Source organism: Pseudomonas frederiksbergensis (assembly GCF_003732705.1).
Lineage (GTDB): Bacteria > Pseudomonadota > Gammaproteobacteria > Pseudomonadales > Pseudomonadaceae > Aquipseudomonas > Aquipseudomonas frederiksbergensis_F.
Map to the genome: position 1 here is coordinate 536,373 of NZ_MOBR01000006.1, position 12,459 is coordinate 548,831.

General features: G+C 58.2%; 11 protein-coding genes. 7 read left to right on the plus strand and 4 right to left on the minus strand.

Translation table 11 applies throughout. The annotated features are described in order from the left end of the window. Window positions 1–74: 74 nt before the first annotated feature. Both mtlD and BK667_RS07485 read right to left on the minus strand, forming a co-directional pair. Window positions 75–2,213 carry a bifunctional mannitol-1-phosphate dehydrogenase/phosphatase gene (gene mtlD / locus BK667_RS07480; RefSeq protein WP_123597204.1) on the minus strand — a complete coding sequence of 713 codons (2,139 nt, stop codon included), beginning with the start codon at window positions 2,211–2,213 and terminating at the stop codon, window positions 75–77. Between the two features lie 661 nt (window positions 2,214–2,874). After that, complete coding sequence (locus BK667_RS07485) at window positions 2,875–3,066, minus strand: YegP family protein (RefSeq protein WP_123507621.1); 192 nt, start codon at window positions 3,064–3,066, stop codon at window positions 2,875–2,877. Window positions 3,067–3,344: 278 nt separating this feature from the next. Between BK667_RS07485 and BK667_RS07490 the strand changes: the two genes are divergently transcribed. The 7 genes from BK667_RS07490 to BK667_RS07520 all read left to right on the plus strand — a co-directional run bounded on the left by BK667_RS07490 (window position 3,345) and on the right by BK667_RS07520 (window position 10,167). After that, entirely contained in the window at window positions 3,345–4,313 is a 969-nt protein-coding gene (locus tag BK667_RS07490; protein WP_123597205.1) for a glycosyltransferase family 2 protein, read from the plus strand. A 3-nt stretch (window positions 4,314–4,316) separates the two neighbouring features. After that, entirely contained in the window at window positions 4,317–5,027 is a 711-nt protein-coding gene (locus BK667_RS07495; RefSeq protein WP_123597206.1) for a class I SAM-dependent methyltransferase, read from the plus strand. After that, a complete protein-coding gene (locus tag BK667_RS07500; protein ID WP_123507627.1) occupies window positions 5,024–5,410 on the plus strand; it encodes a GtrA family protein in 387 nt (128 codons plus the stop codon). The genes BK667_RS07495 and BK667_RS07500 overlap by 4 nt, the downstream gene beginning before the upstream one ends. After that, window positions 5,407–7,503, plus strand: a complete 2,097-nt coding sequence (locus tag BK667_RS07505; protein ID WP_123507629.1) for a DUF6311 domain-containing protein — start codon at window positions 5,407–5,409, stop codon at window positions 7,501–7,503. The genes BK667_RS07500 and BK667_RS07505 overlap by 4 nt, the downstream gene beginning before the upstream one ends. Before the next feature lie 85 nt (window positions 7,504–7,588). After that, window positions 7,589–8,527: a LysR substrate-binding domain-containing protein gene (locus BK667_RS07510; protein ID WP_123597207.1), complete on the plus strand. Its 939-nt coding sequence runs from the start codon at window positions 7,589–7,591 to the stop codon at window positions 8,525–8,527. A 15-nt stretch (window positions 8,528–8,542) separates the two neighbouring features. Continuing rightward, window positions 8,543–9,733, plus strand: coding sequence for a low temperature requirement protein A (locus tag BK667_RS07515; RefSeq protein WP_123507633.1), 1,191 nt, complete (start codon window positions 8,543–8,545; stop codon window positions 9,731–9,733). Between the two features lie 68 nt (window positions 9,734–9,801). Continuing rightward, complete coding sequence (locus tag BK667_RS07520; RefSeq protein WP_123507635.1) at window positions 9,802–10,167, plus strand: 5-carboxymethyl-2-hydroxymuconate Delta-isomerase; 366 nt, start codon at window positions 9,802–9,804, stop codon at window positions 10,165–10,167. Window positions 10,168–10,171: 4 nt separating this feature from the next. Here the strand turns inward: BK667_RS07520 and BK667_RS07525 are convergent, their stop codons facing one another. Then, the gene (locus BK667_RS07525; RefSeq protein WP_123507637.1) at window positions 10,172–11,107 is read right to left on the minus strand and encodes a LysR family transcriptional regulator; all 936 of its coding nucleotides are present in this window, start codon (window positions 11,105–11,107) and stop codon (window positions 10,172–10,174) included. A gap of 266 nt (window positions 11,108–11,373) precedes the next feature. After that, on the minus strand, window positions 11,374–12,309 hold the full coding sequence (locus BK667_RS07530) for a LysR family transcriptional regulator (RefSeq protein WP_123597208.1): 936 nt from the start codon (window positions 12,307–12,309) through the stop codon (window positions 11,374–11,376). Window positions 12,310–12,459 lie beyond the last annotated feature (150 nt).

Genomic DNA, 12,459 nt, shown 5'->3' on the forward strand with positions numbered 1-12,459 from the left:
ACATAAAAAATGCCCCGTCGCTAAATGAGCGGCGGGGCATGCGAAATTGATTGCTAACGCGAGTCCTCTTCCAGCTACGCCTGGGCTGGCCAGCCCCAATGCCCTGAATCCGGCTTCACCAGCCGTTCAAAATGCCCACCAATCCCCTCAACCAATTCCGCATCCCTGACCGGATCCAACCCCGGATATGGTTTGCCGTTATAACTCCCGGTGTACGTCAGCATCGCCTCGACACTCCCGTTCTCTTCATAAAGCGTGCGCATCAACTGACTCTCCTGATCCTTGGCGTCCGTCGAGCGCAGGGCATAGTGCAGGGCCAGCGCGGTGCCGAATTCAAGGCCGGTTGAATCGATGCCGTGTTTGCGGGCCAGGTCGATGCTGCGCAGGATGCGTTCGTTGCGTTGCAGTTTGCGCAAAGGGTCGCGGCCGACTCGGGCGCAGGGGTCTTTGAAGGAGGTGTTGCAGCGTTCGAGGAAGGTTTTGGCGAAACCGGTGACGGCATCGCTCATTTGCGGGTTCTCGGCGACCAGGGCCGGGCCGACTTCTTGTCGGATCAAGCGTTCGGCCAGGGCACTGACGCGCGGATCACCCATGCCCTGGCCCAGCCACGAATAGCCCAACAGACTGGCGTACCAGGCAATGATCGCGTGGGGACCGTTCCACAGCAGGTTCTTGATGACCTGGGTCTGGGTGATGTCTTCCACGGTTTTCACCTGGCGCAGTCGCTCAAGCAGGTTGCTACCGCGCTCAACGTAGAGGGGCATGTCCGGTTCGCTGTTGAACAGGATCAGGTGCATCTGGCTCAGGGCGTTGCTGGACTGGGCGAAGGGGCGGAAGCGGCCGATCAGCCGTTCGTATTCCGGCGCTTTAACGCTGGTCGATGCGGAGTGAGCGGACGGTTCATCACTCAGGCTGTTCTGGAAGATCTTCGATTTGATCCGCAGCTGCCGGAGCAAGGCCTCGTTGGAGATTTTCGAGACGATGCGGCTGACGACTGTTTCGGCAAAGTGAGTCTTGTCGAGGATCTGCTGGCAAGTCTCAGGCGACACCAGCAGCAACAGCTGCGTTTCGACATGGCGGCGCACGAAGGCGGCGCCGCCGACCTTGTTCAGCACGATCAGGATGGTCAGCTCGCGTCTGCGGCGTTCGAAGCGACGGATCAAACCCTTGGCGATCACATCGGCCTGTTTGCGGATGGCCGGTTCGGGCAGGCTCAGGCCGACGATTTCCGCGACGTCGTACATATCGATCACCGCTTCGGCATCGTCCATGTCGATCATCCGCAGGTTTTCGATGGTCTGGTCGAAGGACGTCGCGCTGTAGCGCACGCTGAATCGGCCGAAGGCGTCGACCGTTTCACGCAGCATGCGCGAACGGGTGGCGCCGATGATTTCACAGGGCCGGGTGTAGCCGTCCCAGTGGGAGAAAATCTGCGTCAGGTAGCCGCCACCCATGGCGCCGAAGCCGTGGATGCCGACGCGAAACTGGTTAAGCGCCTGGGGGAAGGTTTCGGTCAGCTCAGGCGTACCGAGGTCGGGCATGCACTCGGTCAGATCCCCAAGAAACTCCTGCATGTTGGCGTAAGCCTTGAGCGCGCCGGCCTTGACCTCGGGTGCGGGCGGCTTGATGTCCTCGATCAGAATCGGCTGCCCCTCGGCACGGATCGCCGACAGCAGGCCGTTTTCCGAGTCTTCGACCATGAAACAGTGGCCCGGCTCGCAGTTGAGCGCGCTCGCTGCCCGCAGGAAGATTTCGGGATGGGGCTTGCCTTGGGTAACTTCGTCGCCGCACACGGTAATGTCGAAATACTTGAGCACGTTGGCATTGATCAGGTACTCCTCGGCAATCGCCCGACGGCTTGAGGTCGCGACGGCCATGGTCAGGCCGTACTTACGCAAGCGTTCCAGCACCTCCAGCAAACCTGCCTTGATCGGCACGCCCTCATTGCGCACATACGCCAACTCAAGCTCATCGGCGCGCTGGCGGATCTCGGCGTAGGGGAAGTCTTCACCGTTGTGCGCCTTTGCCAGGGCTTCGGCTTTCTTGGCGCTCAGGCCGAGCGAGCCGATCAGGGTTTCCTCGCTCAACGGCTTGCCGAAAATCTCGCTGGATGCCTGCTTGAGGGTTTTGAAGCGCAGGCGTTCGGTGTCAAACATGGTGCCATCCATGTCGAAGATGGCACTGAGAATTCTTTTTCCCTGGAAATAAATCATCGATTGATACTCCTTGTACCGTGTGGTGGCTCGACGTAAAGCCGCCTTAAAAGGGGCACTACGTCCGCAAAATGGCGTGGCCTGGAGCTGACGGGCGCGGTTCGAGGCGCATTGGCCGACCGGGCGGTGTCTCGCTCAGGAGGTGATGGGTTCCGATAGAAAAGCCAGACGAACACGAGCCCCGCGAAAAAACGGGAGATGGATGCGCCGGTTCAGTGGCTAATGATCAGAAGCAGGCAGGCGGAGGGACTGAGCAATGGCGCCGATGGGCGCACCAGTCCGACAAACGAGGTCGCAAGCGGTGTAAAGCGAGGAGTGCAACGAGACGGGAAACAAGCCCTGTGGCTGCGCCAGCGCAGCGTTTGACGTGAGGCCCACAGTGCGCAATCAGGGCTGCGGAAAGTGGGCCGACAAGGCGATCGATACGTGTGATTCCATGCATAAGGCGGTGGCATTTCCTTCGGTGTGGCGTTAGGTCTTTTTAGGTATACAGCATGGGGCGCGTCTGGATCAAGGTTGGGGGCGGGAGGTATGGCGTAGAAATGGGCGTGGATGATCGTTGGGCGCAGTGTGAGCAAGAGGGCGCAAAACATTGAAAAAGCCTCGTCGCTAAAACGCCACGAGGCCTTTCCTTTTAAGGGGATGGAAGTTCGCCTCGCCGTTAAATCTCCTTGACCGGCGTCTCCCCATGCACCCCCTTGATCAACTCGATCACATGCAAACAATCAGTTTTATTCACATACGACTCCCCGCTCGCAACCGTCTCATGGTTCCCCGCCCGCAACCGCCAGCGCCACTGCCCTTTTCCGGTGCTCGGGGTGCCTTTCGATTGCCTGTAAATCTCAAAATACATTCAGCTCGCTCCATGCGATTCGTTAATTGCGACAACCTGTGTGCCGCATGTCAGCAAGCCTAGCGGAGCAGGTTTTTTTGGCCATCGGGCATTTGTTTCCAATGATTTGAAGGCTTTTCCTACAGCTAATCGAGCCTTGGAAAAATGGCCAAAACCGCCGCAGTTTCGCCCTTGCATCACCTCTCTTGCTCCTGCTTAATACGGGGCAGCTCATGGCGCCGGGAAACACCTCGGCGACCAAAGATTGTTGAAAAATCACTATAAAAAAGAGCAATCAATTGACTCATCAGCACGGAACGCAACCGGCCGGGCATGTGGCGCTTTCGCTCGTCATCCCGGTATTCAACGAAGCGGCGACCATTGATTTGTTCATCGCGCGGATTACTGACGCCTTCAAGGAGGAGGCGCTGGTGGGGCTGGAGATGGTGTTCGTCAATGACGGCAGCACTGATGCGACGCTGGATTTACTTCTGGAACGCCAGAAGTCCGACCCGCGTGTGCGAATCGTCGACCTGAGCCGAAATTTCGGTAAGGAAGCGGCGTTGACCGCGGGCTTGCAGACCGCCACCGGCCAGGTGGTGGTGCCGATCGATGCCGATTTGCAGGATCCGCCGGAAGTCATTCTTCAGATGATTGCCCTGTGGCGCCAAGGCTATGAAGTGGTGTTGGGCCATCGTGTGAGTCGCAGGACCGACTCCTGGGCCAAGAAAACCTCAGCCAACTGGTTCTACCGCTTGCACAACAGAATCTCTGACCAACCGCTGCCCAAGGATGTCGGTGATTTCCGCCTGATGGATCGCTGTGTGGTCGAGGCGTTGGAGTCGCTGCCTGAATCCCGGCGCTTCATGAAAGGCCTGTTTGCCTGGGTCGGGTTTCGCACCACCCATGTCGATTATGAGCGCCCGGAGCGGGTGGCGGGTGAGACCAAGTTCAACGGCTGGCGGCTGTGGAATTTCGCGCTGGAAGGGATCACCAGTTTCAGTACTGACCCGCTCAAGGTCTGGACCTATCTGGGGCTGTTCGTATCCCTGGTGTCGTTCTCGTTTGCCATTTTCATTGTGTTGCGCACGTTGATAACCGGGGTCGACGTACCGGGCTACGCCTCGCTGATGGTTGCCGTGACCTTTCTGGGTGGCCTGCAACTGATCGGCATCGGGGTGCTCGGCGAATACCTGGGCCGTACCTACATCGAATCCAAACGCCGACCGGTTTATCTGGTGCGGCGTGTCTATAACCCCAAGGACTGAACCATGGATCTCAAGGAAACCGACATCCTCGGTTCAAGCATTGACCAGCATTGGTACTACTCGTCAAAAGCGGCGGCCACCACGCGTCTGCTGGGCGACACCCCGATCAAAAAGATTCTCGACGTCGGCGCCGGTTCCGGGTTTTTTACCCACCACCTGCTGACCCACACCGCCGCAAACGAAGCCTGGTGCGTGGACATCAGCTACGACGCGGACTCCGACGCCACCACCTCTGGAAAACCGGTGCATTACCGGCGCGGCATCGATTCGGTGGACGCTGATCTGGTGCTGCTGATGGACGTGCTGGAGCATGTGGATGATGACGTCGGGTTGCTCAAGGCTTATGTCGATAAAGTCCCGTCCGGCAGCCGTTTCCTGATGACGGTGCCGGCATTCCAGTTTCTCTGGAGTGGGCACGATGATTTTCTGGAACACAAACGCCGCTACACCCTGGCGCAATTTGAAACAGTCGCCCGGGATGCTGGTTTGACGGTGAAGCACGGCGCTTACTATTTTGGTGCGGTGTTCCCGATTGCGGCGACGCTGCGCCTGTTGCCCAAAGGCACACAACCATCGCCGCCGCGTTCGCAGCTCAAGCAGCATCATCCCGTGGTGAATTCGATCCTGAAGACCTTGTGCAGCATTGAGTTGCCGTTCATGGGCGCGAATCGCCTGGCCGGTCTGACGGTGTTCGTGCTGGCGCAAAAGCCGTGACGTCAGCCGAAAAATCGGCGGTGATCAAACGGGCCATGAGGTTTGCCGTGACCGGGGTGTTTGTCACCGCCCTTCACGCGGTTGTCGCCGTGTTGTTCATCAACTTCGTGGTGCCATTGCCTCCGCTGGCTAACGGCGTGGCATTCGCCGTGGCCACGGTGGTGTCGTACCTGATCAACACGACCTGGAGTTTTTCCGCCCGACTGCATGGCCGCACGTTGCTGCGCTTCATGATGGTTTCCGGTGCCGGTTTCCTGCTGGCGATGTTCGTGGCCTGGGCGGCGCAAATCGCCGGGCTCAACTACTTGCTGGGGATTGGTGCCGTGGCGTTGACCCTTCCGGCCTTCACCTTTGTATTGCACAACTTTTGGACCTATCGATGAAGGATTCTGGCAAGCATTGGGCGATTGCATTGTTGCCCCTGTTGATGGGCGTGGTGACGTTTTTCATCGTGATCGGGCCGCGCGCCCTGGATCCGCAAAACATTGCCTGGCTGGAAGTCGGCGATACGGCCACTCATTACCTGGGCTGGGTTTTTTTCCGACACTCGCCGTGGACTTTTCCACTTGGACTCAACCCGAACTACGGGTTGGAACTGGGCAACGCGATCATATTTTCTGACTCCAATCCGCTGCTGGCCCTGCTGTTCAAACCGTTCAACGCCTGGTTGCCCGAGACGTTCCAGTACTTCGGGATCTGGCTGTTGGCGTGTTTTGTTCTGCAAGCCTGGTTTGCCTGGAAATTAATGGGGCTGGTGACGCCCAATGTCGCCCTGAGATTACTGGGCACAGGCTTGTTTCTGTTTTCGCCGCCGATGTTTTTGCGCATGGGCGGGCATCTGTCCCTGTCCGGGCATTTTCTGATTCTGGCGGCGCTGTATCTGGCGCTGCATCCCGGCGTGCAGAAGCGCCGGTTGGCCTGGGGCGCGCTTTTGGGGGTGACGGCGCTGGTACACGCTTATTTGCTGGCAATGGTGGCGTTGATCTGGATTGCCGATCTGGCGGGCAGAACCCTCAAAGGCCAGTTGACCCGGCGCACGGCGCTGATCGAGCTGATTTTGCTGTTCTTGCTGGTGAGCCTGTGTTGCTGGCAGGCGGGTTATTTCAGTGTCGGTAAAGGCGCGATGGCGGCTGGTTTTGGTTTGTATCGGATGAATGTGTTGTCTCTGATTAATGCCAGTGGCTGGTCCATGGTCTTGCCCAACTTTCCTCAAGGCCCCGGTGATTACGAAGGTTTCAACTACCTCGGGGCCGGTGTGCTGTTGCTGGCGATCTTCGCTGCCGTCGTGCTGCTGCGAGGTAAAACCGGCTTTGGCAATGCGGTGAGGAGTCTGCCCATTCTGGTGCTGGCGCTGATCGCCCTGCTGCTGTTTGCGCTGACGAACGAAATCGGTCTCGGCCTGTTCACCGTTCGCATTCCGTTGCCGGAGAAAATCATCCAGTTGGCGAATATCTTCCGGGCGTCCGGGCGGATGTTCTGGCCAGTGTTCTACCTCATTGTGTTTGCCATCATTTACCTCGTGGTGCGTGGCAACCGGCCGCTGACGGCGGTGTGTCTGCTGACGGTGGCGTTGTGTGTCCAGGCCGTGGATACCCGCAACGGTTGGGGGGGGCTGCGGCTGAGCCGAATGATGGCGCCGGCCGCCGAGTGGTCGACACCGTTGCGTGACCCGTTCTGGGCCAGTGCCGCTTCCCGCTACGCGAACATTCGTTGGTTGCCGCCGCAGAATCAGCCGGAAACCTGGCAGCCGCTGGCTGACTACGCCGCGGTCCATGGGATGAACACCGACGCTGTTTACCTCGGCCGAATGGGCACGAAGGCCCTGGAGCGGGCCGAGGAAAAGACCCGGCGCATGCTGGAAACCGGGCACTACGACTCAGACTCACTTTACATCCTTGATGACAACTCCATGCTCGAAGCGGTCAAGACCGTCAACAGCGATACGGACCTGCTCGCCCGCATCGATGGTTTGGTGGTGCTGGCGCCGGGCTGGAAGCAGTGCACCCAATGCCTTGCGGTCGAAGATGAAGGGCGTTCGATGAATGGGGTGCCGATGATCAAGGTCGGGCAGCAACAGGCGTTCAACCATAAGACTCATCACCTGACCGAAGGGTGGGGCGCACCGGAAACCTGGGGCACCTGGTCTGAAGGTGCGGAGGCGGACATTCTGCTTCGGGTGCCGCCGAAGGCTCAGTCCATCGTGATCGACGCGCTGGCCTTCGTCTTGCCGATGCATGCCGGTCAGACAGTGGTCTTCAGTATCAACGGCGTACAAGCATTGTCGACGCGTCTGACAACGGTTCAAGGCAATCGCATCGAAATCCCGATCACTGCGGCCATTCACGCCGCTGTCGTCAGCGATACGATGATGCGGATTCATGTGCAGCTGCCCGATGCGATCAGTCCGAAACAATTGGGGCTCGGGGACGATCCGCGAGTCATGGGGCTGGGGATGAAGTCGCTGTCGGTGCAGTGATCCTGCGTACAGCGGCGATCTTGCCGATAGACGCCACCTCCCGGCCTTTCTAAACTGGCCCAAGTCTTGGGGCGGGGTGCAGTGGATGAATCGTAATGAACTACGTAAGGCCGACATCAACCTGATGGTGGTGTTCGAGACGTTGATGCTCGAACGTAATGTGACGCGGGTGGCTGAGAAACTGTTTCTTGGTCAGCCGACCATCAGTGCCGCGCTCAACCGCTTGCGCACGATGTTCAACGACCCGCTGTTCATTCGCGTTGGTCATCGCATGGAACCGACGGCCCGGGCCGAAGAAATCATCCAGCACCTGTCGCCGGCGCTGGACTCCCTGTCGGTGGCCTTGAGTCTGACCCACGATTTCGACCCGGCCAGCAGCACCATGACCTTTCGTATCGGGCTGTCGGACGATGTCGAGTTCGGCCTGTTGCCCCCGTTACTGCGAGCCTTGCGCCAGGAAGCGCCGAAGGTGGTGTTTGTGGTCCAGCATGTCGATTACTGGCGCATTCCCGACCTGTTGGCGTCCGGCGATATTACCGTCGGCATCAGCCAGACCCGTGGCCTGCCGGCCAACGCCAAGCGCAAATTGCTGCGGCACATCCTGCCCAGCGTTTTGCGCGCTGATGCGTCCGACGCACCGTTGACCCTCGATGAATATTGTTCACGCCCCCACGTACTGGTTTCCCACACCGCCAACGTCAGTGGTTACGCCGATGAGTGGCTGGCGGAAATTGGCCGCAAGCGCCATGTGGTGCTTTCCGTGCCGCAATACAGTTCGTTGCCGGCGCTGCTGGCGGGGACGGACCTGATCGCCAGCCTGCCGGACTACACCGCCAGCGCCATGGCGGCATCCGGCCATTTGTTCCAGGAGCCGTTTCCGTTCAAGACGCCGACCCTGGACCTGTCCATGGTCTGGCTTAGCCACGTCGACACCGACCCGGCCGAGCGCTGGTTGCGTTCTCGTCTCGAAGCGTTCATGAGTGAGCGCGGTCTGGCCGATATGCACAGCGCCGGTTCACTCTGACAGCGGAGCCCTACCATGAGCCCATCCCGTTCGTTGTTACGAGGGCGCGGTAGCCTCGACAGTGGCAAGGTCGGCATGGTCGAGCTGTTTTTCGATCTGGTGTTTGTGTTCGCCGTGACTCAGCTCTCCCATTCCCTGCTGGCGCACTTGTCCATCGGCGGTGCCGTGCAGGTCGCGCTGATGATGGTCGCGGTGTGGTGGGTGTGGATTTTCACCTCATGGATCACCAATTGGCTCGACCCGGAAAAACTGCCGATCCGCCTCGGGCTGTTTGGCCTGATGATCGCCGGGCTGCTGCTCTCTTCATCGATACCCAAGGCCTTCACCGATCATGGGCTGATGTTCGCTGGAGCCTTCGTGTTCATGCAGGTTGGCCGCACGTTGTTTGCGATCTGGGCGGTGCGCGGCGAACCGCTGAACATGACCCGCAATTTCCAGCGCATCCTCGCCTGGCTGGCGCTGTCCGGGGTGTTCTGGATCGCTGGCGCCTTTCTGGAGGGCGATCAGCGCCTGGCCTGTTGGGCGCTGGCGCTGTTGATCGAACTGATCTCGCCGTCCCTGTATTTCTGGGTGCCGGGCCTGGGGCGTTCGACGCTTGAGGACTGGAACGTCGAAGGCAATCACATGGCCGAGCGCTGTGGTTTGTTCGTGATCATTGCCTTGGGTGAGTCGCTGCTGGTGACGGGCGCGACGTTTGCCGAATTGGACTTGAGCCTGCCAGGCGTGACGGCGTTTGTGGTGGCGGTGCTCGGCAGCATCGCCATGTGGTGGGTGTATTTCGACAGCGGCGCCGAGCGTGCCCACCATCGCATTGCCCATTCCACCGACCCGGGCCGGCAGGCGCGGATTGCCTACACCTATCTGCATGCCTTGATCGTCGCCGGGGTTATCGTCAGTGCTGTGGCCGATGAACTGGTATTGATGCACCCGGAGCATGCCAGCGATGCGGGCATCCTCGCGATCATCGCCGGGCCGTGGTTGTTTCTGCTGGGGAACGCGCTGTTCAAGTGGGTCATGGCTGATCGGCGATTGCCGCCGTTGTCCCATTTGGTCGGGCTGGGGTTGCTGCTCGTACTGCTGCCATTGGCGCTGAGTCACCTGTTTTCGGCGTTGATACTCGGCGCGTTGACCACGGCTGTGGTGGTGTTGGTGGCCGTATGGGAAACCGTGGCGTTGCGTGAATCCCTGGCGGCAGCGGAACACTAAAGTGCGCCGGGATCCGGGCGGCGCTGTGATATATGTAAGCCCTTTCTGCAAACCTTCGGAGTACCGTCATGCCTCACCTGCACATGGAATACACCGCCAACCTGCCTGGGTTGAACGCCGATGTGGCGTTGATCCGGCTCAACAATACGCTGGTGGGTTCCGGTCAGTTTGCGGCGGAACACGATATCAAGAGCCGTGCCCTGAAGGTCGAAACCTTCAAGGTCGGCACCGGATTGGGTGAGCGGGCGTTTGTGCATGTGAAGTTGGCGTTGCTCAGTGGTCGCCCGCCGCAGGTCAAGAAGCAGCTGTCCGAAAGCCTGTTGGCCGTGGTGCAGGATTTGTGTGAATGGCCGACGGATGTTGAAGTCCAGTTGTGTGTGGAAATCCTCGATATCGATCGCGAGTCCTACACCAAGACGGCCATCGGCTTCTAAGTTTTCATGCTGCGTGCTGCTCGGCGCAGGCCTTGACCACTTGCTCGCGCAGCCAGGTGTTGGCGCTGTCCTGATCGGCGGTTTGGCTCCACTGCATGTCGAGGGTGAAACCCGGCAGGCCGTTTGGAGCTTCGCAATGATTGAACACCGCCTCGTTGGCCAGTAGACGCTGGATGCGCCGGGGCAGGGTCAGGATGAAATCAGTGCCGGTGATCATCTTCAGCGCCGCGCTGTAGCTGTTCGACCGTTTGACGATCTGACGCTTTTGCGCCTGCCGCGCCAGCCATCCATCGACCCTGTCAGTGGCGGCTGACCACGGTGTCGAGAACACATGCTGGCGTTCGGTGAAGGCTTGCAAACTCAAGCGCGGTTCCAAGGGTGTGGCGCGTTTGTCGAAGACGCAGACCAGGTCGTCCTCGAGCAGCATCCGTGATCTGAAGTCGGTCTGGCCTGGATGAACGTTCGGGCCAAAACAGATCAGCAGGTCGAGGCTGCCGTCGCGCAATTCGTCGGCCGGGATATCGGATTCGAATTTGTGCAGGTTGACTGCCACCGGCAGGTCGGCGAAGTCGAAGCGCTTCAACAGGCGCGGCAGAATCAAGTGCTCGAAGTACTCCGGTGCACAAATATTGAAGGTGACGGGCTCTGACGTCGGGTCGAACGCCTGGGCGCTGGCGTGGCAGAGGTTGATGCTTTCAAGAATCTTCAGCACATGGGCATACATGGTGCTGGCTTTATAGGTGGGGCGCATGCCGGTGCGGGTGTTGATAAACAACTCGTCTTCAAAACTGGTGCGCAGTTTTTTCAGGCAGTAACTCACGGTGGACTGACTGACGAAGAGTGCCTCCGACACACCGGTGACGCTGCTTTGCTCATACACGGCGGTAAACACCATGAGGTCCTGCATATCGAGCTTTCTAAGCAAGTTACTGTTTAGCATCCGTTCTGTCTCGCTGTGCTCCTTGCGCTGACGGTGCGCAAACGTGTGCGAACGATCCTAACGGAACGATGGTGCCAGGAGAAAGCCCTGTAGGACACTTCATTGTCAGATGTGGGACACATCGTGTAGGTAACACGACCTGCTGCTCGAAAGCGCTCGGCACCACGCCGCCGACAGGGCTGAGCCCCTCGCCAAATGCCGAAGTGATGCCCGACATTTGGCGGCGGAGGGTCTTTCGCTGTGAAGTTGTATGTTAATAGTTCTTATTACAGCAGGCCGTCTTGTGCACAGACGCTGACAATTTGTTCGCGAAACCAGTTATTCGCGCTGTCCTGACCCGGCTTTTCATTCCACAACATGTCCAGGGTAAAGTTAGGTAAACCCGTCGGCGGTTTGCAATGACTGAACTTGTCTTCGTTACTGATCAGCATCTGGATACGTCGAGGCAGTGTCAGTACGAAATCGGTCCCGGTAATCATGTTGAGTGCTGCTACATAACTATTTGCCCGCGCGACGATCTGGCGGCTGTAAGCCCATTTGCTGAGCCAGCCATCCACCATGTTGGTATCTGAGGTCCATGGGGTCGGGAAGATGTGCTGGCGTGCGACAAAGCTGTCCAGGCTGAACTCGCCCTCGGGTGGGGCGAAGTTTTTATCGACGACGCAGACCAAGTCATCTTCCAGGAGTATTTGTGATTTCAAGTTTTTGGAACTGCGATGAAAGTTCGGGCCAAAACAAATAACCAAATCAAAGCGGCCGTCGATAAGTTCTTCGATCGGAATGTCCCTGTGAAATTTCTGGATATTAACAATAACCGGAAAGCTACTACCGATAAAACGCTTCAATAAGTTTGGAAGTATCAGGAGCTCAAAATACTCCGGTGCACAGATATTAAACGTGATTTCTTTTTGCGTGGGGTCGAATGCGTGTAAACCGGAATGGCATATGTTTATGCTTTTCAGGATTTTCAACACATGGCCATACATGGTGGTGGCCTTGTTAGTAGGCCACATGCCATTACGGGTATTGATGAACAGTTCGTCGTCGAAGCTCGTGCGCAGCTTTTTCAAGCAGTAACTCACGGTGGACTGGCTGACGCAAAGGGTTTCGGAGACCTCGGTGACGCTGCTTTGCTCGTACACGGCAACGAACACCATCAAATCCTGCATATCGAGTTTTCTGAGCAAATTACTATTAAGCATAAAATCCGTCTCGGTGAAAATCCATGCGCGTCACTATCTTTTATTTTTGTGACAAGGTTATTTATTTATATATTAGCGGAAGCAATTGGTTTTTTAAATAGTCTGTCGGAGATTTCCTCAATATATTCTCGCTCACTTTAAAAGGAGTCC